This window comes from Pedobacter aquatilis, from assembly GCF_032678405.1.
Taxonomy (GTDB): domain Bacteria; phylum Bacteroidota; class Bacteroidia; order Sphingobacteriales; family Sphingobacteriaceae; genus Pedobacter; species Pedobacter aquatilis_A.
Genome location: NZ_JAVTSJ010000004.1, coordinates 247,756 through 272,676, shown reverse-complemented (window position 1 = coordinate 272,676; position 24,921 = coordinate 247,756). Strand labels below are relative to the sequence as shown.

Genomic DNA, 24,921 nt, shown 5'->3' with positions numbered 1-24,921 from the left:
AACTATGAAAACTTGGGTATTAGCAAATTTGTTTTGCAAAACAACCGGAAACTATCAATTTGGTATTCGACTAAAGCCGATGTAAAACCTCAGGACGCTAGTGCTAATTAGAGTGGATGATATGCTTCTTTCCAGGCCATAGATGATAAAATATGCTTTTAAACTTCTTACAGAATCTCGCCCAAGTGCTTGTAGTTTGATTTTATAGTGTCTAAAACTTCGCCCATTTTTCCGCCAAGCATAAGTTTGGCCATGGATTCAGTCATCCCCTTAACCTGTTTCCATTCAACCTTCGGTGGCATAGCAAGTGCATTGGGATTGGTCATAACATTTAACAATACGGGGCCCTGTTCATTGAAAGCGTGACTTAGCGCATTTTCTAACTCTTCAGGTTTTGAAACGGTAAGTCCCTTAAAACCCATTGCCTGCGCGACCAAAGCAAAATCCGGATTTATCATATCAGTTTCGTTATCTGGTAACCCATCGACTTCCATCTCCAGTTTCACCATTCCTAAAGCCCGATTGTTAAATACGATGAGTTTAATTGGCAGCTCATATTGCTTAATGGTTGCCAGATCTCCCAGCAACATGGACAAACCACCGTCCCCACAAAGTGCGATCACCTGCTGCTGTGGGCGGGCCAATGCTGCCCCTATCGCCATTGGCATCGCATTGGCCATAGAGCCATGATTGAAAGAGCCCAGCATCTTGCGTTGTCCTGTTGCGTTTATGAACCTCGCGCCCCATACACAACACATTCCTGTGTCAACAGTAACTATCGCATCGAAGTTTGCCATTCGGTCAAGCGTTGCGGCAACGAACTCGGGTTGTATTTTGTTCTCTTCTCCTTTAAGGTTAATGTAAACCTGTTGATTGTCTTTCACTTTCTGATAAAATTCCAGTTGCGTTTTTAAGAAACTTTCGTCAGATCTTTGTTGAATCAGGGGAAGCAATGATTGTATCGTATCACCTATACGACCGCACAATCCCATTTCCAGTTTTGCTCTTCTGCCTAACCGTTCCGGCCTTTCGTCAATCTGCACGATTTTATTTTTATCCGGCATAAAGTTTACGTAAGGGAAATCCGTACCCAGCAGGAGAACCAGGTCAGCCTCGTGCATTGCATGGTAACCTGAGGGCTGTCCTAGAAGGCCCGTCATCCCGATCTCAAATGGGTTGTGATGCTGTATGCCCATTTTCGCCCGGAAGGAAAAGGCTATGGGTGCTTTGAGTTTATTGGCCAGGGCTATCACTTCATCATGAGCCTCGTTAGCACCAATACCGCAATACAGAGTAATCTTCTTGGCGTCCTCTATTAATGATGCTAGCTCACGTAGCTCGAAATCGGCAGGGCGTAAAACCGGTGTACTACGGAATAGCTGCATTGAGGTGACACTCTCCACTGCATCTTGCTGGGCGACATCCCCGGGCAAGCCCAAAACGGCAACACCTTTCCGATGCACAGCATGCTGGACTGCGGTCTGGAACATCTTGGGTACCTGCGCTGCAGTAGTGGCTAACTGATTGTAGTGGCTACAATCTTCGAATAATTTTATAGTGTTGGTCTCCTGAAAAAATTCGGTTCCGAATTCAGCTGTGGGAATCGTAGATGCAATGGCAATGACTGGCACGTGTGAACGGTGTGCATCATATAGCCCATTTATCAGGTGCACATGGCCGGGACCACAGCTCCCTGCACAACACGCAATTCCGTCCAACTCCGCCTCGGCGGCGGCGGCAAAAGCGCCCACTTCTTCATTGCGGACGTGAATCCATTTGATGTTCCCATTGCGCCTGACAGCATCGTTGAAATAATTCAAGCTATCTCCAGTCACCGCGTAAATTCTTTTTACGCCTACCTCAACTAGCATCTCAACTAGTTGTTCTGCAACATTTTTACCCATTCAAGTACTTGTTTGTAATTTTTATTATCCAAGACAACTTATAAATACCTGAAATGACCAGATTGTTTTGAAAATAAAAAACGGATATTTTGAGATAAACAAATACACACTGAAAACAATTTGCAAAATCCACTGTTACTGAAGTAAATTTTTCTTAACATACTTATATTTGGTTAGTAGCAGGCACGTGGGGACGTGCCTGCCACATTTTATCGCTGTATACCCAAACATAATTTCATAATCACGTTTAATCCTGTCATTTAATTTCATTCAACACTGGTGTGCTTGCGGTAGTCTTTGCTGATGATTACGATCCAGATTTCTCGGGATTCGATTTTGGACAAAGCGACTTCTAAAAAATTGGTGCTACAATATTTGCTATTCCCAAATTCGGGGAAATCGAGGCCGCTTAAGGAGCCGGTCAATAAATGAGCGAAACCAATCAGCGCCCAACCCCATCATTTATAAAAAAAGGGTGCAACTGTTTTTTTAAACCGGCAGATATGATACTTGCATTTGGACCGTTGAAATCATATTCTCGGCTGATAATTTCATCAACTGCATAGGCGAATGTATAATTTCCAGTGAACCCCTATTTAGTGTCAATTGTTATGCTGAAAGGAAATTTCAAAAGTTATAGCTAGCTTAAGCTGGCGAATTGAATACATACTTTTTTGAAAACATTTGTTTAAAAAAGTGGTTTAGAAAATATAGACATACATATTATCAAAATTAAGCTAAGCAGTTGCCGGATGGTAACTGCTTTTTCTTTTGCAATAACTTTATTAGGACCTACTTAGACAATTTATATCTTTTAAACAACTTAAGGCTATTAAAAGAATTATTGTACCCGTGGAAATGGTTCCGGGTGGAGCGATAACTGAACTTTAAGGTGGCTGACATTTCAGCTTCGAAACAATTCCTGTATTTTCATGCATGAAGAGGGTCTTTTCAACCGAGCCTGATTATAACCCTCACTAAACTTAATTTGTCTGTCTTATAAGACATTATTAAATATTTTTGAATATTGTTAAAACAAATTCGATACTCGTTGGCTTACATAACTGATGAGATATTTATTACTGCTACTGGTGTGTCCGGTGCTTATGTTTATTGGTTGTAAAAAGAGGATATGTGGTAAAATAGCAATGATCAGTACTGATGTATCGCCAGCAAACGGGCAGCCAGTATATACCTTCTATCTGGAAACGGGTGAGCAAATTCGCGCAAGTTCGCGCAACGGATATCAGGTGGGTGAGGCATATTGCAATGACTAAATGTTTTACAAATGGTGTGGAATTTTAATTCTTCGATGTACAAAAATTGAGCTTGTATGCCATACATCACCTTATCGATCACTCCTCGGATTTTCTTCAGCTGAATCTTATTCCCGAACAGGACATCTTGGCGATCTTATTTTGACCAACATCTAATGCCTGTTGCGATACATCACCATATTCCTGGTAAGAAACTGAAAAACCATGCAGGTATTTTCTTTGAAGATGATTGCCTCTTATCTGAAAGGGGCACCTGAAGCATTGACCAGGGTAAAAACAGCTGGCGTCCTGTTATTTGTTAAACTTAATCAACTTTGCTTTCATCCCGGTCTTTTATCCTTGGCTAAAGGATAAACCAGAGACATTTACTTCAATATTAAGTCAGTATGCCCATTCACTGGCGCAAAATAAATTAGCAATCCAAAGGCTTATATTCACTTAAAATTTATCGAGTTGTGCCTTGGACTAAAATGGTCTATATTGGTTAAGGGAAATATCGGATTTTACCTTCGGGATGCCTTAATAGCATTGAATAGGCAAACAATAGTATTTTTAGAAATTGAAAACTCCGAGGATATCTTTCAGCAATCCAACTATTAATCTTGATAATAAAATACTTATATCGATCTGTTCAGGGTTGGTGAAGCGAGTTCTTTCCGCATGCCCTACCCGGAATTCTTTTGCGATCTGGGTCGATGGTAAAAAATTTTGAAACCAGCAATATTAGCTACCGCGGGAAGGCAATTATCTCAATACACACTTCAATTTCCACTGACAATATGGTTTTGGAAATTTCGGCGGTGTTCATACGTATATCCCACTGGTCTAAGCCATAAGTTCTCAACAACCGCTAGCTAAAAACAGCGCATTGGCTGCAAATGTTATTACCGATCGGAAAAACATACTCATATCGGGGGCTAAATCAAGATATGACTTTAATTCAGTAGTGCTGCTCCACTACTGGCAGCTTATTGCATAAGCGTATAAAAGGAAATCTGGTAACTTGACAGCTAAGAGATCAGGATTAATGATTAAAGCATAGACAAGGACCAATAGCTATGCTAAATACTGCCACACCTCTTCTGTTGATAATAACGGAAAATAAATTAAAAAATAGATCTACCGATTATCAATGTTTCTCCTTTTGTGGTTAAAATAGTAAATTGATCATTTTTAGCCTGTTCAGCATACCAGCTCAAAAATTCACATTTATTAGCAAAACTCTCACCCCTGCGGCCATTTAGCTCTATTAGCCTTTGACCTATTTTCAGTGACTCTGCGGTATTTTTTAGCGATCCGTTCATCGATACAACTTCAAGTTGCCGCTTATCATTCAAATGGAAACTTGCATCAAAGCTGGTTTGCCTTGCCGGTAGAACAGAGTTTGGGAGCAACCAATATTTAAGTTCCAAACTGTTGATGATTATCTGCTTGAAATTCCTTTTTAAAAGTAATAGTCCTATCTTATCATGGGTGTCCGGCATAGCATTTACTTTGAGATCGTTTATCGGTAATCCCCCAAGCCTGACAGAATCAAGAAAGAACGAATTTGTCATTTTACCTACAGACATCGAGTTTAGGCCCATCGAGGAACTCTTACTAGGGTAGATACCTTCAGGTGATAGTGTGCGCATGATTTGCCTGGTTTTACTGGATGTACTTTCTAGTGTGCAAAATCCGGCAAAACCGAAATCTATTAGCACGTTTTCGATGTATTGACCTTGAGCCAACAGCGTAGAAAAGTGCCGGTTGCCAACTATTCTAAAAGGCATTTCCTGCATACCAGCATGCATAGCAAAGGGCTGTTTGGAAAAATAAACGATATTTTTTTCAAAATCAAATTTCCAATTGAGCTGGTTGATAACGTCACCACCAAGCAAATAAACATCATTACAATATAAAAATGGCATATCTGAAAGGACACTAGTAATGTTCAAAAAATCAAAAGCACCAATTTTTAAGCTATTAATTTTAGCCAGGCCCAGCTTGGCCACGTTTTGTTGACTGTCATTTATTTTTCTGTGTCCTTGCATACTGATACCGGGACTTCTCAGACTTTTACTGGTCAGCACCCCTGAACCGGCGCCCGTATCAAAGGCAAAATCAGTCTTGATGCCATTTAGATATCCTTCAAAAATCAATAAACCCTTTTCGGTACTAAACCTGAGACTATCTATCTGGATGTTTTGCGCTAAACTTGTTGTTGAGAGCAGGAATGCGCTGGCAATTAATATTACTATTTTTTTCATGCTGATGATTATTAAAGTCTAGATGATAAATAATTCTCTTAGGTTGCAAGAGCATAAAAAAAAAATTTTCAGAATCAATACTCCTAATTAATTTTTTGGTAAACAAATCAGCAGGCAGCTGAACTGTCTGCAGCTTAATAATTTGCAGCAATCCGATTATCTTCGGCCTGGATTATACTATTGCTAACTTTCGACTACCATTGCACTTTTTCTACTTATTAAAAGAGCGATTTGAACATTACAGGTTATGGCCATGCGACTTATCGGCACCCATTATTAAGATTTCCCAATAAAGATCTTTCATCAACGGAAACTCAATGATGAAATAGCTTAGATGATATCAAATCTGTGTGTGCGCACAAGTTGAGTTTATTATATTTTGTTGTATCCCGCTAGCTCGATAAATTGGTCTGCGAGTTCGGTTCAGTGGGAGGACAAATTCTGAAAGATGACCAAACAAGCGGCCCTCGGGGACATAAAAATAATACAATAGCAGTAGCGCATTGAGCGGCCACTGCTAAAGCATTTAATCTACCTAGGTTATGTTAAGATTTTTCGTTAAAGGCTCGGTGAGGCAGTCCACTTTTATGCTGCTGGCATCTTTTGCCGTTCCTATTCATTGCCTAAGGTTATTGTCATCTTCTTTCTGTGCAGCTTAGTAGAGCAATTTATAAAAACCATTGAAGTCTATCCATTCATCTTTGCTCATGTCTTCGATATTAACCATGCTGTTATATGTCCTGTGATTAGCGACAGAAAGCTCATTTAACTTTAAATAAATCGCCTCGAAATCCTTATTTTTTGCCTAAATAAGAGATACTATCGAAAGGGTAATGATTGTGCTAAGGCTGTTATTAATAAGTTTCCAGTTCCGAGTATTTAGCGAGAGGGCCGATAGTCGCTAAAATTACGATCGCACCGACGGCGACGGCTAAAGCGGAACAGCTTCGGGTAACGGAAGGAGCCTGACTAAAAAATTGCCAAAAAATTTTATTTTCTGTCATGGTATTAATTTTCAACGCAAGCAATATAAATTTACACTTGCATTTGGGAATTGCTAATCTTTTTGCATCATTTTTTGATCGTTCTATAGTTGTAATCGCACTAACGGATTTTTCATTCCCTTAAAAAGTTGTGACTAATGGTTGCAGAAAATCAGCGTTTAAGTTAGAATATAGAACGCTAACTTCAACAGCAACGATGACCATGGAGGATGAAAAAGTTTCTATCCGATATTTCAAAATCGCAAAAAAGCTATCAGAAGGCGATGTACATTCATTTTTCAAGGCGTAAGTATGGTCGACATGCCAGGACATTAGCAGGATGTTATTGATGCTTCAAAATTCGTTATTATCCTAAATGTGGCTGTAAGCTTCGTTGGGGGTAAAAGCCTATAGCATGGATGCAAAAGTTTAGCCTCATCGAGCTGTTTTGTTCCCCTAAAGAAGCTTTAAACAACCAAACGCTAAAATGCTGTCAATAAAAGAAATTCAGAATCAATTTTTTTCCGGAAAGTTTTCTGGATTGCCGTTCGGTACCCGACACTTGCTGCTGATGATATTCTGCCCTAGAACCTGCTTATTGAATCTCTTTGTGGCATGATTTAATGGGTCGCAAAGGTCATCGGTTTCCGCGCTGGCGTTTGGATTTATTGTATTCGAATGTATTTAAAGTAGCTGAAATAATTTTTCATCAAGGACAGTGCAAGGCTAGTAAGCAAAAAATACTAGAACTTCTTTTATTTCCTAAGTTTTTTCTTGAAAATAGTCTAGTATCGTAACATCTACGAACGACAAAATAAAAAGTTAAGTAAGGTCCCAGAAAAAGATAAGAACCGATTCATTGCCGACCCTTTTTATAGGACTAATCCAACAAAATTGATGAAATTTGCAATCAATAAGTCGTTTAGAAACCATAATAAACACTTTACATACGATGAATTTCATCGTATAATCACCTATGAATTTGTGCTTTTATCCTACTCACCAAAGAATCGATATCGAAAGGTTTTTCAATAAAATCGCTTGGATCACAGCTCTTGTTGATTAGCTCTAAAGTTGCGTGTGCACTCATGATTATCACCGGTGTATCGTTGACCGACATCAATTCTTCACAAACGTCAATCCCAGAGCCATCGGGAAGCCTAACGTCTAGAAGAAATAAATCTGCATTTAGATCAGGATCCCTCGCTGAAAATTCTGCAACATTGCGAAAAGAGACAACTCTAAAATGCTCACCTTCTAAAATAATTTCCACCAACTCACGAATATCATCGTCGTCTTCTAATAATATAATTGTCTGCATGTACGTAATCCTTATATATAGATTACATTATTGCAACCAATTAGTTTTCAAAAATTTAAAACCATTACTTTGACGTGATTGATTCGATCAGGCCTATGGTGTATTCCAAATCGAAAGGCTTTTCTATAAAACCGTCAGCCAGGCTAAACTTATCTCGTTCCCTTAGATAGCCAGCAGTCATTAATACCACCGGTATTTGAGCATGCTCCGAATTTTCCTTTATCTCCCGGCAAACGGTAACTCCATCCCTTAAACCCATAATTACATCAACTAAAATTATATCTGGTTTGAAGGTTGAAATCAGGGCACAGACGTTTTCAGCATCGCTGGAGGCGAGAACATGGTAGTCACGAAATAGCAATGGCGCAAGTTCCAGCAACGCTGGTTCATCGTCTATAAAAAGTATTTTCTTCTTGATCTCATTTAGTTTTAGGGTGTAAACATAGCTAATAAAATGAACAAATTTTACCGTTATTGTACCCAAAAGCCTCTAGCAAGCTCCGGGGGTGGTATTGTAATAACTAAATTACTTTAATCAGACTATGATCAAATCCATCGTTAGGCATACGTTTGAAAGATTCAAATTTGCTTACATAATTTCGCTTTTATATGTAGTTTTGTTGAGCGGCTTTGAGAGGCCCACTCAGTGTTATCATTGGGAGCGTTACTAAATAGCAGTTACATGGATATGTAATTGCTATTTCTCTAGAAATCTACGTGGCCCGAGGTCATTGGCTATGCTGGAACATCGTGATGAACATGAACGAATGCCTCTTTAAGAGGTTTCCCATGCCAGGGGCAAAAATTTTTGTCTTCAATGACTGAGCAATAAAACCAGATTTCTATCCATGATATATTTCTAAAGTTCGGAGCTATTTAGGCATTTGCTCCCAGCTTGCTTACCGGAATCCCTTCAGCAAATTTCCAAAGTTCCATTGTAAATAAAATCTGATAGGGGAAATGTCCATATCCATAACGACATTTTTTGTAAATGAGTTTCGAGCGGTGCAGGCTTGGATACGAGTGAAGTCTATTAAGCGTATAGCTTTGTTTTATCTATTAATTTTTTAAAACTTCCGGGCGCGATGTCTTCTAACTGATTTATCTTGAGCGTGTAGTCCAACATTCAACCCATTCCATTTACTTGTCTAACCTTTAAGGTAAGCTTGATGCAAACCATGTATATTAGTGAGAGCTTAGAAAATACCAGTTTGGCTAACTACGGAGAATGATACATAGCCTGAGCATGTAAGCTTCCGCCATATTTTGCTGACTTTGGGATGCCAAGTGCTTAGCATTGAGAATTCAAGCACGGCTCGATGCTTACCCAAAAAAAGGGCGCAACATGCGCCCTTTTGACTCTTTGCAGATGACTGCCGACTCGCAGCAAGGTACATCAAACCCGCCTGCCTGCGAGAAGCCTCCATAACACTGCGATAACGGCGATAACCAACAATGCATGGATGATTCCTCCTGTATAGTATCCTCCAACGAAGCTAACAAGCCAAATGATGACCAGAACAACGGCAATTAAATAAAGTAAATTTCCCATATAATTTTTTTTTGCATAGAACACCCTCTACAATCCATTTGTTTGACAAGTAGCAAAAAATGTTTATACCTTAATCGAATCAATTGAGCCCTGATCCACCCCGGGAATTGTAATCCTCATCGCTAAAAGCATCGGCAAATTGATCACATAACGTTAGTAATGTAATGGCATGGAATAATGCTGCCAATTGAAATTCATCTTATGACAGCATGAATAGCGTTATTATCCGTAATTAGGGTGAGAATAGCAAATTCTAAAATTAAACCGCTCAGTTAACAATATATTTGGATGTAAGTAAAAGCAATAGCGTCCGGTCTGATTTAGCTTCGTCATAGTTTTCTTTAAGCAACTTATTAACATGCGGATGACCAATTTGCGCTGCTGCCATTAGCAGCATCTGAAATGATGCCATTTCCATGCTCTCTATATTCTGGAGGTAAAAGATTATCGAAAGGTCCTGTAGTTTCTGGTCCCCGCGCTGACGCGCAATTCCATCATAAGCATCTTCAATAAGACCGCTAACACCAAAAATACTAGCCCGCTCGACACTCCTATCGAGCAGCGTGTATATTAGCTGGATTCGGGTTAACTGCCTCTCTACGTCTGAAACGGTCTCGGCAATAGCATTTTTTAGTTCGCCAAACTGGGCTTCTTCGCCGAGTGCTGGCAGTTTTTCTACCAAGTGAAGCTTTGCAGCATAAATCCTGTCGAGGTGCCTGATAAAAAAACTTGTTAATTGATCAGAACCTAAGTTTATGCGATCCCAAGAATTAGGTGTGTTGGTTTCAGTTGTCATAAATATCCAGTTGCTAAGGTACAAATTTCCTTACAACTTTGACTATTTTATCAATGTCAAACGGTTTTGAAATAAATCCATCCGCAGCGCATTTCTTGGCAATCTGTTCCAAGTTTCGTTCCGCCGAAACCAGTACAACGGGAATGGTAAAGGCTGTTGTCCCTCGTTTCAGTTGCCTACAAAATTCGTCTCCGTTTAAAGGTGACCCTGCTATTCTAACATCGAGCAGGATTAGCTCAGGTTTTATCCTAAGCAATTCCTCCGCAGGCATGACTGACTTTCTTAATATTGGCTCGAAACCGGCATCCAATACTATGATGCCAATGAGCTCGAGGATATCAATATCATCATCAATAATTAATATTTTGGGTTTTTTCATCAGTAGCACTTTATCGACATCACACTAAAGCAACTCACTTACATCGATACCAAAGATCGATTGAAATATTTGCTTAAAACGGGCAGGTGAAGCATATCCTGCAAGGGCAGAGAGCTCCGCAATCGTCATCTGCCTGGTTGATACGATGGCCTCCCAAACCATATGCAGCCTAATGAGTGTAATGAGTTTTTTAGGCGTCATGTTTACCAGGCGGTTTACTTGGCGGTATAGTTGTCGTTCACTCATGGCCATTTCACTACTCAGAAACCCAATATTAAGCGAGGCACTGGAAACATTGATGCGTACGAGTGATTCGAACTTTTGCAACCATATCCGATCAGCCGGAGAAATTACTGAATTTATTCCCATCCATTTCAAATCGCCTCCCAGAGCTGCATTCCCATTGTCCAACAAAGCGAGTTCTGCTGAGAAACGTTGCTGCTGTTCCTCACTAAGTCTATTTAAAATTTCATTAATATGCCTTTTTTCCTCAGCCTGTTTTTTTAAGGTGATATCCTTTGCTATCGAAAAGATAATTTTGTCCCGGGAAATAAATATTGAGGTCCAGGAAAGCCATACCACTTGACCCTCTTTGGTAAGGTATCTGTTTTCGTATTCCATAACACCATCGGCAGAATTATGTGGGAGATTCTGAGGTTGGTCTTCAGGGTGTATGAAGGTGTCTATTGGGGAACTGGAAAGTTCCTCATTAGAATAGCCTAAAAGCTTAGGAACGGCAGGATTAATTTTCTTTAAGAAACCATCCTCTCCCGCAATGCAAACCAGGTCAGGATAAAGCTCAAAAAAATATTCCAGATCAAAGGTTTCTTTGGTAATTTTCTCGGTCATGGTTAATATTGTTCACATATATCGCGAGCTGCCTGAGCCCGCGATGATTAAATTCGCAACACATAGTTATGGGTATTGTTTGACATTAGAAATATATTTGGAATTTTGTCAGATTTTTAATATATATGGCAGGTTTTGTTCGTCTTTTTTGGATAATCATCGTCCCTAGAAGTAATAAAAGCTAAGCATCCTTACCGTATATTTGCATAATCATAAAATAAAATCCAAAATGTTGACTTGGACACATTGTTTAAGACAATCAATGCAGTGCACCCATTTACCTAACAAAAACTGGGCAAAATTCGCTCCAAAACACCTTTCCAGTAAAACGTTTCATAATGCTGAGTTGCTATCATTAATCATAGGATAATTGTTCGAAACAAAAAAACCATCCTTTTGTTGAATTAATATAAAATACATTTGTCATGAAGAAAAAATTCGTATTAGGGTTTGTCACCTTAGCACTGCTAGGAGGGCTTTCCCTCAGTGTTCAGGCACAAGAAAAAAAGAAAACAGAAGTAGGTAAGGCTCTTGACCATACCGGAAAAGCAATTGGAAAAGGCGCAAAATCTGTGGGCAACAAAACAGCTGAAGTCGCTGTAAAAGGTAGTTCAAAGGTCGCAGATAAAACCTGGAAAGGGAAAATGGCTCCTGATGGCTCTGATGTTTACATCAACTCAAAAAATGAGAAATATTACGTAAATTCAAAAGGTGCGAAAATCTGGCTCAAGCCATCTGAAATTAAATCTAAAGTAGAAAAACAAAAATAACAACTATCTTAAAGTACGGTTGCCCTCAACCGTACTTTTGCTTCTCAAAGCAAGAAATAATTACAATAACCTCCCGGCTTATACCTTCGGTCTGAAAAATGTGTGTGCATCCTTTAAGGCCATTCTGAAAATGGGAACGATTATTCCCATGATGATATTAGCTAGCCTTTCGCAATATCCAACGGAGGGTGTTGGTAGCGATCTAATGATGAAAATTGATACATTGTTCCCCGAGCCGTTCCAGCTATTGGCTAAAATTCTAGAGCGAATCTGCTGATGAATAAATTTCTAGTTTTTCCAGCTTTAGGCTTCATTTGGTGTAAAATAAATATCGTTTAGCGAAAGGTTTGAAATGATTGTAAAATTCGATAAATTTGCATTTTCTAGGAATTTTATCAGTTTTTTGATGTTACGTTTTGTGAGTGCGATGGGTAGCGAAGCCCTTCTTGAAATTCTGATGCAGTCGAAAGATGCCACCGCAATATACACCGGCGAGGATCTTCGGATACAACTTGTCAATGATGCAATGTTACGTATCTGGGGAAAGGACCTTAGTGTCCATGGACAAACTTTCGAGCAAGCCCTCCCTGAGTTGAAAGGCCATCCCTTCGCTGAGTTACTTAAGCAGGTTTGGCTTACAGGTGATACCTATACCGCTCGCAGCAGTCCGGCAACCTTGAATGTCCATGGAATCCCTAAAACTTCTTACTTTGATTTCGAGTACCGGGCTATTCACGATGAACATGGTAAAGTCCAATGTATCCTTCATACCGCTACAGATGTTAGCGACAGAATGGCAGCATGGGCAATGGTCAAACAAAAAGAAGATCAGGAACTACAGCACCGTCTGGACTTATCACGCGCAAATGAATTTCTTGCCAATTCTGTTCAGGAACTTCAGGCCATGAATGAAGAATTCCAGGCAACCAACGAAGATCTCGCTTCGCTCAATGAAGAGTATCAAGCTACTAATGAGGAATTGCAGGCTTCGTTAGAAGAAGTTGCGAAATTAAATTGGGAAGCAAATTCGAAAAATGAGCAGCTTAGAATTGCCAATGATCGCTTAGCTTCAAGCGAAAAAAACCTCAGTACGGCGCTTAAAGCTGCAAACTTGGGTAGCTTTGAATTGGACATTCGATCTGGGCTGATGAAATGCAGCGAGCAGTATGAGGTAAATTATGGTAGGGAACTGGGGCAAGATTTTAGCAAAGATATTCTTTTTGAGAGCATACTTCCCGAGCATCATGAAAATATTCGAACGCAACTTAATCAAGCGATCAATAATAATGTTCCCTATCAGGTAGAATATCAAATTCTGAGGCCAGATGGGTCAATACACTGGATTCAGTCGACAGGCAGGGTGCAGTATGACCATACTGGAATAGCTGCTAAACTTATTGGCGTAACGCAGTTGATCACCGACAGGAAAAATTATGAGATACGTAAAGATGAATTTCTGACAGTTGCCAGCCATGAACTCAAGACGCCGATAACGGTTTTAAAGGCTAATCTGCAATTACTAGCCAGGCTACGTAGTGATATCCAACCGCCTACGGCTATACGGTATATTGATTCTGCGCTGGGGGCTATGGCCAAAGTCGGCTCCATCGTTGATGACTTGCTGGATATGGGCCGTTATTCAAAGGGGGACATCTCCCTCAACAAGGTTACCTTTAATATTGAAGAAATTATCCGGGGATGTTATGAGCACCTGGATGTAGGGGAATCAGCGAAAGTCATCACAGATACCCTACCCTTGTTTATTTACGCGGATATTCATCGCATTGAGCAGGTACTTGTGAATTTTGTTAACAATGCATTTAAGTATGCCCCGGAGAGTGAAAAAATAACCATTCAGGCCAGACAACTTGGCAACAGTGTCAGGGTAGCTGTTTCTGACCTTGGCAAAGGAATTCCTGCAGCGGAGATTCCAATGCTTTTCAATAGATATTGGCAATCACCCTCCGGCAAGAGTCATGGCCAAGGATTGGGTTTAGGGCTCTATATTTGCGCGGAAATTATTAGAAAACATGGCGGCCAAATTGGAGCTGATAGCAGCCCAGGCGAAGGAACTACATTTTGGTTTGTTCTGCCTTTAAGCCCTGAAAAAGATGTTTTGGATAAGTCGTGATTTCTAACCTCACTGTGAATTAACGGCAAATTTTCACAATTCGACATGATACTCTTTTATGATGAACGATGGACCGGTTTAGTTATCTCACAGAGCGCTTTAAAATTCAATGTTACAGGATAATACATACATGAGGAGTACCTCTGAGTTTTCATGTGGATAATTGGTTTCAGCGGAACCTCCAATCTTAAGGTATATGTGACGAACTGCAAAGAAGAATAGTTTATAGTGCGATTCAATTCCATTACAGCGGATAGCATGAGCGCAATTCAAACGGGTGATGCAGTTATGAAGGGCTAGCGCAATGGCCGATATAAGCGATTAACGTATCGGGCGCTTGTCTTCGGGGCCATCTATCTTACGGATCGTTTGTAAACCCACGCTTCATTGCTAAGGCCAACAATTTGCCTCATTATCCAATATTGCCCAATGATGACACTTACCCACAACTGTATTAAAATAAAACTATTCGCTTTTGCAAGTGTTTAATATACAAAAAATAAAGATTATGGGATTTTTACGAGCAGCATTAATTGGAGCGGCAGTTTATGCCGGAATAAAACATATTACCAAAAAAGATTTGGCAACTGGCAGATCAATACTTGACGCATTTCTCGACCGGGCACCTGGCTTGGTTAGCGAGACCAAGGAAGTTTTTTCTGAAGTAAAAGTGCGCGTCAATCGCGCAAAACAAGATTTGGTCAGTTAGCCAGAACCAATGATGGCTTGTCCATTCTCCCTGACAAGTTCATCTTACCATTTCTTAAACCCAAGTCAAAATAGACGTAAACATTTGTCTTAAAAAATAGTGTTGCGATCAGCCTATTTTTTAATCTCCGCTTATAACTTTCGGTGTCCATTCGTAGGGATTGGGTTTAGTAACGGTTAAGCTTCCGAATGATAACTTATGATGAGCTGCATGGCCTGACTATATGCTCCGTAATCAAGCGCTAAGCCTGCTTTCGAAAATTAATTCGTAACTTGTTGATTATGAAAAGGCAGGGAATGATTATCATGATAGATCATGCAATGGGCAGAGGAACAATTACTGACACCAACGCACAGGATATCGATTTCTGTATCGATGGAAGCATTTCACATCTTTGCGCAGGCATGACGGTGATTTTCATCATTACTGAAACCCCCTATGGATTGATCGCTACCGAGGTTGAGCCACTTCCGTAGCTGCGCTAAAGGTAGCCTTCTGTTTGCCATACATTTGAAGCATTAAAACAGCAAAATACTCAGCACTAAGATGATTTAATACCATAGTCGAGACAAACAGTTAGCATCCAATTTTCCAGGGAATAATTCCCAAAAAATTCGCATTCAGATACTTTATTTCTGCATGTTTTAAAATTCACCATTGCTTACTGTGATACTCAGATTAAAATCCAAGCAATAATGTTAAAGGTTTTCAAGTAAGTTTCTCCATTCCAGCAAGGCATTATATTCGGGCTCGTTTTTGTCATCATGAAGAAGCCTGTTATTAATGATCATGAAAATTAATATCTAAAAGAAATGGTATTAGGCATTGGAAACAATTTAATCGAAATGGTGATCAGCGTATTTGAGCAGTTTGATATACCTACACACCTCCTGAGCAACAAAAAAACAGACTGCTGATTTAAGCCTAACACTTTAACCTTGTAGAGGAAAGACGCTGTGGATTTGTATAGGAGTATATACTCCGATTTACTGCTAACAGGTCGCAGTGCTATAGTAATCAACCGGATGATTGAACCATTGGTAATGGCAATGATTTCCTATTAAGAGAAATAGCAAATTTTTGCTGGGGACAGCTAGTCCCAATTGCTGCCATTTTATTATGCAATATGCTTTTGGTTTGGTACAATCTTATTTCAGGATTCAGCAAATGCTGATGTATTTACGGATGCAATGCTATTGCTATCTGCTCATTTTTCGAATGCGCTAGCAAACAGAGGGCGATTAGGGCAGCAAACCTTGTATAAAGGCTTGGGCCGCTGCTATAGATATTGTGCAGTATCTTCAAGTGGTTAGGATAAAGATTAATTAAGGTAGGTGGCATACAAAATATCCTCTGGTGGAGCTAGAGCGATCACTCGAACGCTACTAAGCAGCTTTTTGAAGATTTTTTTGGCACCAATATTTATTGCCTATATAAAATACCGAATTGATTGCATTTGACTAATTAGGCTTAATAATGTACTTTACAAGGTTGCCACTTTTAAATTTTTCAACTTGTCCAGTTAAAATATCCCCATTTTCGATAAATTTCCTTAATGCCCAACCGCCTTCGTTTTCAAACGGCTGAATCTCTATAGAATTCCCCTTTTTATTTATCCATAAGCGTAGGCGAAGGGCAATCTCTGCATTGGAAATAATTGTCGCATTGAAGTCATTAACAAGCTCAATGTTGATATCACTAATAGTTCTAAATTTCTCGGCGCATAAAAGCAGTTCACCTGTAGCATCCCGTGTTGGCGTACATAACTCGTTTAACACATCGAGGACAGGGCCGGCTATGGGGAATTGGTCATTTGCGCCCAGTTTTATATAGTTATCAGATAGGGTAATTTTTAGGGGCCCAGGTAAGTCAGCTCCACTGATAGACAGTTGTAGACCTGACTGTATAAATTGATGCTCCGGACATGTCTCACTGAGAAGCTTGGACAAGCCAGAAAGAGAAAAATTTCTTGAGTTTATAAAAATTTTCATAGCTGGCAGGTGAAAAAATGAAAAGCAAAAAATACACTGCATCGAAAAATTTACGAACTGCGCTGAAGGTTCGATCACCTCCCTCTCGACAAATTTAATACAATAACTCATTAGTTACAACCTTAATCTCTAAAACTTAATATTTCGATAAGTTTTCAACTTGGGAAAAATCCAAGCGAATATTTGCTAAATTCCTATCTGATTTATAATCTTGTATACTGATCAAATTTTGTTCGGTATGTTTTTCAAACGTCAGGTATCCCAGGATACCTGATTTCTATCATTCCTAATTGTCGAAATCCAACAAATGTCTTAATCGATTATCGGTTTCATGCCTAGAATTGTAATAACAGGTAATGGCAAAAGCTCAAATAGGAGAAAAATCAAAAAAAGTCTTGGCTAAAACAATCTGGCTATTTGTATGTTATTTATTTGTTTTAAAAAACAGTTAATTAATTTTAGAGAGGCAGTCACAGGTATCTGTGACTGTTTTTGCGTTTAAACCGGGCAGATTGACGGTTGTCAGGTAGTTATGGTTTAATATTTCACCCAAAGGTAAAAACATTAAAATGACGCGTTTATCGTTACCGCCAAAGTCAATCTAATCACCCGGCATTGACTTTTTCTCCGCTTGCAAGGCAAGTAACATACAAATGACATTATAAAATCGAATATAGTTCGTTCTATAATTATGGTTTTTAGTTTCAGCTATCATTATATTGACAAAGTATTAGTCCGTCATATATATACTATTGTACTTTTTGAAGACAAACCGCATTATTTCATTTATGAAAATGAAAACCTCTTGGCCACGATATGGAAACCAGAAAAGAGATGGCAGCAGTCATCGGGCGAAAAACTTAATGATAGGATGATTAAAATGTTAGGGAGTGCTATCGAAACGAATTCGAAATGCTAGTCTGTTCGTAAAGTATCTTTAAAATCCTCAGATTTAAAGGTGATTTTTCCTTATACAAACGTGTCAGCTTAACTTCGCCGCTTTGAGGTATCACTGTGAACAAGCTTTCCAGTTCATTACATTAAACATCAACCATGAATTATAACTTCACATACAAGCGTTGTTCAGAAAAAGTGGTAAAAGGCAAAAATACAGTGTACCAAAACAATAATCGAGTTTGCTTCATTAAGTTATTAGCGTTGAACCTCAATGATAATTACCTTATTGTAGCGTATGCTATCGGAACGCAGAGAAATATTTCAAACGATCGAAATGATATTTGTCTAGCACGATCGTTAACGAAAGTAATTGGTTTTAAATAATAATTTATCGTAGTTCTTAATTGAAATCGCTCCGCCAGTAATCATTATAACATCGTCCGCTTTGAGTTCACTAAGGAGCCTGGTAACATTTTCCTTCGCAAGGCCGGTTGTTGCAGCTAAATCTTTACGGGAAATGGAAATAGGTATTCCATGTCGACTTTCAGGATCGTATTTTTCTTTTAAGACCAAAAGTGCAATCGCTAATCTCTCAGATGCAGAACACTGGGAAAAAACAGCAAGCTTTGTTGTCAGGACTGTGAACTCATGCCCCATAATTTTAAGAAACTGGGTCAGCAGAGTTGCCGAAGAATTTAGTATGGACAGAAAAGTTTCCTTCGGAATAAAGCTAATCACGCAATCTTCCATAGCCATGGCGGAGTCGGGATAACGTTCACCAGTAAATAAAGCGTGATAGCCTATTAACTCATTCGCTGCTGCGATGTATAGAATATGTTGCTTCCCTGCGTGAATAGTTTTATATTTTTTTACCATTCCTTTGTGAATGAAGAAAATACCGGATGGCACTGATCCCTCGCGGAAGATATTTTCGCCTTTAGCATAGGACTCTACTGGCTGACTGCCGAGAAGCAGCTGGCGTTCTTCGGGCGAAAGTACCGCTAAAAAAGTCCGCGTACCAAAAACCCATTTCTCCTGTTGAAATGCTTTTCTTTGCATAAACTATTCGTTTTATATATAACCCCAAAACTGATCAAAAGATTTAGCTTCAGCAACAGCGGGTAACTTAAACCCTCAATCCACTTTAACATAAAAATTGAGCTCAGTAGGGAGCTTATGCCGAGTAATAAGCCTGAATGATTTGGGCACTTGCGCAGCAACACTGCAATAGGTCACCAGTCTGGTTCCGGGATGGACAAGTGCTAACTTGTTTCGCAAGACTTGAAAATCATGCGCATAACGTTTGAGGCCAAACCCTGGGCTGCTATCTATCCTCGCTTTCGGCACGAGATTTTCATAGAAAGCATTAAAAAAGTAAATTGCACTAAAATCTGAAAAAGAACAATCATTCATATCACCATGGGTGAAACTGACATTTTGTAAACCCGATAGTTGTTTCAAATCTTCAGCCTCAGAAATAAGTTTTTCGCGAACATCAATCCCATGAAAGATCGTATGCGGATGGATCGAAGCGCCTACAAGGCAAAATTTTCCTATTCCGCATCCTACATCAAGCACTTTAGCACCAGGCCGTGCAAGCAGACCGGCAGCTATCCGGGCGATATGGACAGGACTCCAGTGTATATTGGAAACGGCTTGCATTTCCGGTGTGCAGCATGCATTAAATGCTTGATCGCTATTCAACATTTATCAGGTTTTCCTTTCGCTGGTTTCATTTACTGGGCGCTGTGAAGTATTGAAACTTTTGCATGTTAATTTTATTTTCAAAAATAACCTTAAAATGGCAGTCGATGGGTACATTATATCATCGAGCCAGTTGATAATTATCATCTATCTGAATTAAGAATCAAACTTCAGCCTTAAGGATTGCGCTTGTAGCATTTCGAGAATTCTGAAATTCCATTTGGTAATATTTTTTATAATTGAATTTTTGATTGTCAAAAACAATAGCTTTGTAAAAAAAGCAATGGTCAAATCTTTCCTTAATCGTCCTTCTACCGGGTTTACCCTTACCATAGTGTTCACTATTATCACATCAGGCCTTTCTTATTTAAGTGTGCGTAAATTTTCAGATAGTGAAAAATGGGTTAACCATACTGACCAGGTGCGGAGTAAGCTTGAGAAAGTCATTTCTTTTATGAAAGATGCAGAAACCGGCCAGCGTGGATACCTGCTCACCGGTAACGAGCTTTTTCTCGCCCCCTACCTTCAAGCAGAGCACTTGGTTCGCTCCACCATGGATACAATACAAACGCTTACACTTGATAACCCTTCACAACAAGGGGAATTCAAAGGCTTGAAAACAGCAGTTAATGCCGAATTTGATTTGTTGCGCGCAACAATAGCACAAAAAGGTAGCGGCGGCCAAACTAGTCTAGATGTGCTGCTGATGGCTAAGTCTTATCTTGACCGGACACGCCTGATCATCAACCGGATGGAAAACCGGGAAGAAGTACTGCTGGCGACCAGAATCTCGACGCTTCACTTGTACGGGACATTAACCTGTCTAACTATTTTTTTTGCATTTCTAGTTTCTCTGGTAATTACGGTTTATTATTACAATAGGACAGTGAAGAGCTTTGCTAAACGCCTGGCGTTAGCGGATGAGCTCAGAGAGGAAGCGCATTATCTTGTCAGCAATGTATCAAAATTAAAAGATTTCGCCTCTCGTATTGAAAAGGGTGAGTATGGATTAGAGATAAATCTTGATCATGACGGCTTGCGCCGATAATGTTGTTTTATCGAAAATCCCTTATATGTCAATCCCCTCACCATCCTCTCAAGCTTCGATGGACAATATGAACTCACAAACAAAAGCATTAGATTTGTTTTGAATCTTTGGATCTATTGACATAATATCTTCGGGAGTTTTTGTCTGTCTTTACTTAAATCCAGCCATCAGCTCTCTGTTTGCCAACAGACAGGTATCTTATCGCGCTTTGCTTATTCAAATTCATTGGTACCATACACGAAGCTATAATAAATCAGGGCCTTAGTATTGGATACAATAAGCTTGATTTGGCAGCGTCAATCCAAAAAAGTTTTGTTTTGCATTGAGTCAATCTGGGTCGATATAGTAATGTCCATTTAGCTAAGCCAAAACTTTGTAAATCCTTTGAGTTATTTTAGATGGGCGGGGTAATTATTATAGCCTACCTGTGGAAACCAAATTAAGTTGCTACCTTATATCGTAAGATACATTATAAACTAAAGCAAGCACACATCGAACCTTCCTTGCAAGCAGTCCCCAAAGTAAGCTAGCGGTTGAGAAATTGGAAGAGTTGCCAGATTCTTTAATGCTCCTCTGGCAATTTTTAAGAAAGCATACACCGATCTTGGATGCTATCACCTTGACCTAATGAGGTTCTTGATTCATGATAATTGCCCGATAGCAGTAAACGACAGTGTTGACTGCGCTAAAAATACTACTAAAAGGAGTATATATATTTATACTATAAGGCTAAGTTGGTCTATCGCCGAAAAACAATTCCTCGAAAGAGGATGTTAATATCCCAGTCTTCCACAATATTAGGAGAATTAGATAGGCGGCAGAAATCATAATAACTTTTATTAAGAGATTTATGGGATTTTGAAGCTGGCTCCGAATAGCCATCAATATATAAAGTAAGCTACCTTTCCATTTTGCTAATATCATGCTTTTCAATCAAAAACTATTAATAATCGTCAAACCTACACTATTTAGAAAATAAGCTTAAGGTCAGTGTAAATTTTAGGTAGTTGTCCTGATAAATATAGTATAAATACGCATATAGGCATTTACATGAAGATTCCTAACGCTTGAGTCCATGTCTAAATGAAATTTACAAAAGTGAGGCAAGTGTAGGCTAGGTAAAACTTGGTCTTGATGGTGATACAAATTTGCAGCTCTGGATGATGAAGATAGCAAAAACACCCTGTTTTTTAGTTTTAAAAAGCGGCCTTTTGAACTTCAACAAAGGTAAACATCCACTTTTCAGGATTATTCCAGTTAGCCGCTTTAAAACTTCCAATCGGCAATTTTACTTTTACCAGGTTCCAGCCCTTTTTTAAATGCAAACTAATTGGTTCCCGGAATTCATAGCCTTCATCCAGCAAAGGTATTTCCAGGTTTCCTTTTTGTCCCCCGCGTATCCATTCAGGAGGCGAAATAAGGGTGTTATTTAACCAGATGGCAGAATGGTGCCTATCCCAACTCCCTGCTTCCGGACTGTCAGTTGCCTGTGAACGGGAAAAGTTATTAAATCCAATCCAGTATTGTTTTACCGTATCAACAGCCGACCATATTTTTTGAACCGCATACCAGGTGGTATTTTCCTTTGGGTGTTCCAGCACCGCGTTTATTTTAGGTGCCCACCAATGCCTTAAAATGATGGTTGCACCAGATGCTGTTTGATTAGCGGCGTGTTTTGTAAAATCAAAATCAGGGTCTTCGGGCTCAAAAACTTTACTTAAATCTCCACTATTTTCAAAGGGACCGTATAGCGACCATTCAAGGTTTGATTGTTTGTAGTAAGGGAAGTTTTTATTTTTGAAATAACGGTCTTTATGATTCATCAAACGTGATTCGAAATCCGCAAAATCCTTTGAAGCTTGAGCTCCGTTTAGGTTTAAGCTAGCTACCCATCCCTTATAACCTCCTCCTCTCCAGCTTCGCTCGGCAAAAGTCATCATGGCCGGATATACCGCATTCATCGTAATCGCATCTTCCTGTTTCGCGACCGCACGATCAGGCCAAAGACACAGCGTAGCGCCAAGTGCGATCTGGTTGCCTTCGTCAGTATCAGCAAGCTGCCGGTGAAAGAGCGTCACCACACTTTCAAAAGGATCCATATGGTTTAAATACAAATGCCTGGAATCAATAAAACGGATCTTATCATTACCTGAGGTAAGCCCCGCATCATCCATCCAGAGTTGCCTGATCACCGAATCATCAAAATTTCCGCCTGGCTCCCAGCCGATGATCTGTTTATCCAAAGATTTCAGGTAAGCGATCACCTCAGGCAAGAATTTTTTATTGGTTATTTTAACTTCATCGGCGCCAATATGGATATAAGGAAGTGCGTAGGTTTCGCTGAATTCTTTTAAAATTTGTTTGACTACCACCAGACCTGAATCGCTTTGCATATCTGTTTTCATCGCCTTTTTGAAAGCAAGACTATGACCCGGCATATCAATTTCAGGGATAAAGAGTATATGACGTGCCTTGCAAAAATCAATCAGTTCCCTGATTTCTTTTTCCGTATAGTACATGCCCTTGTTTCGTTCCATATACTCCGGGGCATTGAGCTGAGGATAAGATTTACTGGCTAGCCGCCAGGCGATGTCTTCAGTCAGGTGCAAATGAAAGACATTTAATTTATAGGCCGCCATAAGCTCAATCTGTTGCTTCAGGAGTTCCGGCGACTGGTAATTACGACCAACATCGACCATATATCCCCGCCAGCTGAAGGCAGGCAAATCTTCTATTAGCACATAAGGGATATGCTTTCCATTAATGAGTTGCCTTAGGGTCTGGACCGCATAAAATACGCCTGCAGTTGAGGCAGACTGAACTTTTACGCCACTGGGATTTATTTGTAAGTGATAAGCTCCTGCTTTCTCTATCTTCCCCGAAACCTCCGGTTGCTGTAGCAGACTTATCAAGGACTTTCCTGTAGCATCAGGACCAGCCCTTAGCTTTAGGTGAATACCATTAGCGGCTAATATCGATTGCAATAGCACTGCCTCCTTTTTCAGTGAGTCGCTATTATAATAAATGGCTTTCAGCTGGCTAAGCTCCAAGTCCCCTTTCAATCGATGTACCTGGGCAGGCATTGGGATCAGGTTCAGCGGCAGCGATTGCGCAAAGCTAACTATACTGAAAAGGCTAAAAAGTATAAAAAAGGATAAAATGAACTTATGCATAGCGATCAGTAACCTAAACTGGAAAGTAAATTCGCGCAATACCATTCCTGACGCGGTAGATGGAAAGGGCCTTTGAAAAGATTACCTTTAGCGCTTTGTGCGATACGTCCATCGCGGTGCAGGTAGCCAAACCACTCGCCGTGCTTTTTATCATGAAAATGGCTGTAGGCATATTCATGTATTTGTCTATGCCAGCGGGCATATTTTTCTTCTCCCGTCAGCGTATAAGCTAGCAAAGTCGCAATGATCGCTTCATTCTGCGGCCACCAGAATTTCATGTCCTGCCAGTATTCCTGTACGGGTTTATCATAAACATCCTTAAAGTACAGCATACCACCATACTCCTTGTCCCAGCCCCTTTCCCACATATAATCAAGCATTTTACAGCCTAGCTTGATCAGCTCCGGATCATTATTTCGGTATTTGGCTTCATGCAGGATAAACCAGGCGCCTTCGATGGCATGTCCGGGGTTCAGGGTACGCCCGTCGATGTGGTCAATGATCTCGCCACCAGGGGAAACCTGTTCCATCACGCAGGCAATATCATCTTTAACAAAATCCCGTTTGATTTCTGCTATCCAGCGCATAATCCATTCATCGCAGCGATCATCTCCAATCGTTTCACGGATTTGCTGGGCGGTATTGATCATAATCATCGGGACACCAATACCTTTAGCAGGCCTGGTAGTGGTAAACTTTGGCGGCAATAGCCCAGGCGTGGTAGCATATTCAATGCATTTACCGAAGAGTTCGCGGGCCTTTTGCGCTGCTGATTCCTCCCCTGAAGCTTTTGCATAGGCGCCATTGGCAATCGCGGCAAAGGTTTCTGAAAAATAATAGCGCCTTTTACGGATGGGACTGCCGTCCCTAGTCACATGGAAAAACATCTGTCCGTCGCTATCAAAGCAATGCTTATGTAAAAAATCTATGCCTGATTTGGCGCCATCGAGCCAGCTTTGCTGCTTGCCATAGGTATTGCAAAGCGTGGAAAGCATCCAGGCTCCCCGGCCCTGGATCCAGACCGCTTTATCGTCATCGATTAAACTTCCATCTGCATCACGCATGAAAAGATAGCCGCCATACTCCTCATCTATAGAACGTGGAAACCAGAAAGGGATGGTATCATTTAAAAGCTGGTTTTTATAAAAATCCGCAAGGGATTTCAAGTTTTCTTTACTGTAATGCATA

The 24,921-nt window shown here is 40.0% G+C and carries 19 protein-coding genes and 1 pseudogene; 5 read left to right on the top strand and 15 right to left on the bottom strand.

The genetic code is table 11. The features are described from left to right. Positions 1 to 167: 167 nt before the first annotated feature. The 10 genes and pseudogenes from R2R71_RS12715 to R2R71_RS12680 all read right to left on the bottom strand — a co-directional run bounded on the left by R2R71_RS12715 (position 168) and on the right by R2R71_RS12680 (position 11,310). On the bottom strand, positions 168 to 1,904 hold the full coding sequence (locus R2R71_RS12715) for a thiamine pyrophosphate-dependent enzyme (protein ID WP_316831647.1): 1,737 nt from the start codon (positions 1,902 to 1,904) through the stop codon (positions 168 to 170). Positions 1,905 to 3,277: 1,373 nt separating this feature from the next. Then, complete coding sequence (locus tag R2R71_RS21180) at positions 3,278 to 3,421, bottom strand: hypothetical protein (RefSeq protein WP_410478230.1); 144 nt, start codon at positions 3,419 to 3,421, stop codon at positions 3,278 to 3,280. Between the two features lie 866 nt (positions 3,422 to 4,287). Further along, on the bottom strand, positions 4,288 to 5,430 hold the full coding sequence (locus R2R71_RS12710) for an aspartyl protease family protein (RefSeq protein WP_316831646.1): 1,143 nt from the start codon (positions 5,428 to 5,430) through the stop codon (positions 4,288 to 4,290). Between the two features lie 655 nt (positions 5,431 to 6,085). Continuing rightward, positions 6,086 to 6,220: pseudogene (locus R2R71_RS21175) on the bottom strand (low affinity iron permease family protein); the annotation flags it as partial. A gap of 1,163 nt (positions 6,221 to 7,383) precedes the next feature. Then, positions 7,384 to 7,734, bottom strand: coding sequence for a response regulator transcription factor (locus R2R71_RS12705; protein WP_316831645.1), 351 nt, complete (start codon positions 7,732 to 7,734; stop codon positions 7,384 to 7,386). A 64-nt stretch (positions 7,735 to 7,798) separates the two neighbouring features. Next, entirely contained in the window at positions 7,799 to 8,218 is a 420-nt protein-coding gene (locus R2R71_RS12700; protein ID WP_316831644.1) for a PleD family two-component system response regulator, read from the bottom strand. Positions 8,219 to 9,130: 912 nt separating this feature from the next. Next, positions 9,131 to 9,286 carry a lmo0937 family membrane protein gene (locus R2R71_RS12695; RefSeq protein ID WP_316831643.1) on the bottom strand — a complete coding sequence of 52 codons (156 nt, stop codon included), beginning with the start codon at positions 9,284 to 9,286 and terminating at the stop codon, positions 9,131 to 9,133. A gap of 268 nt (positions 9,287 to 9,554) precedes the next feature. Continuing rightward, the gene (locus tag R2R71_RS12690; protein ID WP_316831642.1) at positions 9,555 to 10,082 is read right to left on the bottom strand and encodes a DUF892 family protein; all 528 of its coding nucleotides are present in this window, start codon (positions 10,080 to 10,082) and stop codon (positions 9,555 to 9,557) included. A 13-nt stretch (positions 10,083 to 10,095) separates the two neighbouring features. After that, the gene (locus R2R71_RS12685) at positions 10,096 to 10,461 is read right to left on the bottom strand and encodes a response regulator (protein WP_316831641.1); all 366 of its coding nucleotides are present in this window, start codon (positions 10,459 to 10,461) and stop codon (positions 10,096 to 10,098) included. A 24-nt stretch (positions 10,462 to 10,485) separates the two neighbouring features. Next, positions 10,486 to 11,310, bottom strand: a complete 825-nt coding sequence (locus R2R71_RS12680; protein WP_316831640.1) for a PAS domain S-box protein — start codon at positions 11,308 to 11,310, stop codon at positions 10,486 to 10,488. Positions 11,311 to 11,735: 425 nt separating this feature from the next. Here R2R71_RS12680 and R2R71_RS12675 point away from each other — a divergent pair, with 425 nt between their 5' ends. The 4 genes from R2R71_RS12675 to R2R71_RS12660 all read left to right on the top strand — a co-directional run bounded on the left by R2R71_RS12675 (position 11,736) and on the right by R2R71_RS12660 (position 15,396). Beyond that, positions 11,736 to 12,080: a hypothetical protein gene (locus R2R71_RS12675; RefSeq protein WP_316831639.1), complete on the top strand. Its 345-nt coding sequence runs from the start codon at positions 11,736 to 11,738 to the stop codon at positions 12,078 to 12,080. A gap of 352 nt (positions 12,081 to 12,432) precedes the next feature. Continuing rightward, positions 12,433 to 14,211 carry an ATP-binding protein gene (locus R2R71_RS12670; protein ID WP_316831638.1) on the top strand — a complete coding sequence of 593 codons (1,779 nt, stop codon included), beginning with the start codon at positions 12,433 to 12,435 and terminating at the stop codon, positions 14,209 to 14,211. A gap of 508 nt (positions 14,212 to 14,719) precedes the next feature. After that, the gene (locus tag R2R71_RS12665; RefSeq protein ID WP_316831637.1) at positions 14,720 to 14,920 is read left to right on the top strand and encodes a YtxH domain-containing protein; all 201 of its coding nucleotides are present in this window, start codon (positions 14,720 to 14,722) and stop codon (positions 14,918 to 14,920) included. A 281-nt stretch (positions 14,921 to 15,201) separates the two neighbouring features. Further along, positions 15,202 to 15,396 carry a hypothetical protein gene (locus R2R71_RS12660; protein ID WP_316831636.1) on the top strand — a complete coding sequence of 65 codons (195 nt, stop codon included), beginning with the start codon at positions 15,202 to 15,204 and terminating at the stop codon, positions 15,394 to 15,396. A 984-nt stretch (positions 15,397 to 16,380) separates the two neighbouring features. On the opposite strand, the gene R2R71_RS12655 is transcribed toward R2R71_RS12660, so the two are convergent. The 3 genes from R2R71_RS12655 to R2R71_RS12645 all read right to left on the bottom strand — a co-directional run bounded on the left by R2R71_RS12655 (position 16,381) and on the right by R2R71_RS12645 (position 19,515). Then, positions 16,381 to 16,911, bottom strand: coding sequence for a hypothetical protein (locus R2R71_RS12655; RefSeq protein WP_316831635.1), 531 nt, complete (start codon positions 16,909 to 16,911; stop codon positions 16,381 to 16,383). Between the two features lie 1,254 nt (positions 16,912 to 18,165). Continuing rightward, a complete protein-coding gene (locus tag R2R71_RS12650) occupies positions 18,166 to 18,867 on the bottom strand; it encodes a Crp/Fnr family transcriptional regulator (RefSeq protein WP_316831634.1) in 702 nt (233 codons plus the stop codon). A gap of 75 nt (positions 18,868 to 18,942) precedes the next feature. Next, entirely contained in the window at positions 18,943 to 19,515 is a 573-nt protein-coding gene (locus R2R71_RS12645; RefSeq protein WP_316831633.1) for a class I SAM-dependent methyltransferase, read from the bottom strand. Between the two features lie 244 nt (positions 19,516 to 19,759). Here R2R71_RS12645 and R2R71_RS12640 point away from each other — a divergent pair, with 244 nt between their 5' ends. Then, positions 19,760 to 20,560, top strand: a complete 801-nt coding sequence (locus tag R2R71_RS12640; RefSeq protein WP_316831632.1) for a CHASE3 domain-containing protein — start codon at positions 19,760 to 19,762, stop codon at positions 20,558 to 20,560. Between the two features lie 1,196 nt (positions 20,561 to 21,756). Here the strand turns inward: R2R71_RS12640 and R2R71_RS12635 are convergent. Together R2R71_RS12635 and R2R71_RS12630 are read right to left on the bottom strand one after the other, a co-directional pair. Next, on the bottom strand, positions 21,757 to 23,733 hold the full coding sequence (locus tag R2R71_RS12635) for a beta-N-acetylhexosaminidase (protein ID WP_316831631.1): 1,977 nt from the start codon (positions 23,731 to 23,733) through the stop codon (positions 21,757 to 21,759). A 5-nt stretch (positions 23,734 to 23,738) separates the two neighbouring features. Then, entirely contained in the window at positions 23,739 to 24,920 is a 1,182-nt protein-coding gene (locus R2R71_RS12630) for an AGE family epimerase/isomerase (RefSeq protein WP_316831630.1), read from the bottom strand. Position 24,921 lies beyond the last annotated feature (1 nt).

Bases quoted from the DNA above. Each gene is read 5' to 3' on its own strand.
- R2R71_RS12675 (WP_316831639.1), top strand. From the start codon at position 11,736: ATGAAGAAAAAATTCGTATTAGGGTTTGTCACCTTAGCACTGCTAGGA.
- R2R71_RS12690 (WP_316831642.1), bottom strand. From the start codon at position 10,082: ATGACAACTGAAACCAACACACCTAATTCTTGGGATCGCATAAACTTA.
- R2R71_RS12695 (WP_316831643.1), bottom strand. From the start codon at position 9,286: ATGGGAAATTTACTTTATTTAATTGCCGTTGTTCTGGTCATCATTTGG.
- R2R71_RS12680 (WP_316831640.1), bottom strand. From the start codon at position 11,310: ATGACCGAGAAAATTACCAAAGAAACCTTTGATCTGGAATATTTTTTT.
- R2R71_RS12645 (WP_316831633.1), bottom strand. From the start codon at position 19,515: ATGTTGAATAGCGATCAAGCATTTAATGCATGCTGCACACCGGAAATG.
- R2R71_RS12650 (WP_316831634.1), bottom strand. From the start codon at position 18,867: ATGCAAAGAAAAGCATTTCAACAGGAGAAATGGGTTTTTGGTACGCGG.
- R2R71_RS12660 (WP_316831636.1), top strand. From the start codon at position 15,202: ATGAAAAGGCAGGGAATGATTATCATGATAGATCATGCAATGGGCAGA.
- R2R71_RS12710 (WP_316831646.1), bottom strand. From the start codon at position 5,430: ATGAAAAAAATAGTAATATTAATTGCCAGCGCATTCCTGCTCTCAACA.
- R2R71_RS12665 (WP_316831637.1), top strand. From the start codon at position 14,720: ATGGGATTTTTACGAGCAGCATTAATTGGAGCGGCAGTTTATGCCGGA.
- R2R71_RS12715 (WP_316831647.1), bottom strand. From the start codon at position 1,904: ATGGGTAAAAATGTTGCAGAACAACTAGTTGAGATGCTAGTTGAGGTA.
- R2R71_RS12685 (WP_316831641.1), bottom strand. From the start codon at position 10,461: ATGAAAAAACCCAAAATATTAATTATTGATGATGATATTGATATCCTC.
- R2R71_RS12635 (WP_316831631.1), bottom strand. From the start codon at position 23,733: ATGCATAAGTTCATTTTATCCTTTTTTATACTTTTTAGCCTTTTCAGT.
- R2R71_RS12655 (WP_316831635.1), bottom strand. From the start codon at position 16,911: ATGAAAATTTTTATAAACTCAAGAAATTTTTCTCTTTCTGGCTTGTCC.
- R2R71_RS12630 (WP_316831630.1), bottom strand. From the start codon at position 24,920: ATGCATTACAGTAAAGAAAACTTGAAATCCCTTGCGGATTTTTATAAA.
- R2R71_RS12670 (WP_316831638.1), top strand. From the start codon at position 12,433: ATGATTGTAAAATTCGATAAATTTGCATTTTCTAGGAATTTTATCAGT.
- R2R71_RS12705 (WP_316831645.1), bottom strand. From the start codon at position 7,734: ATGCAGACAATTATATTATTAGAAGACGACGATGATATTCGTGAGTTG.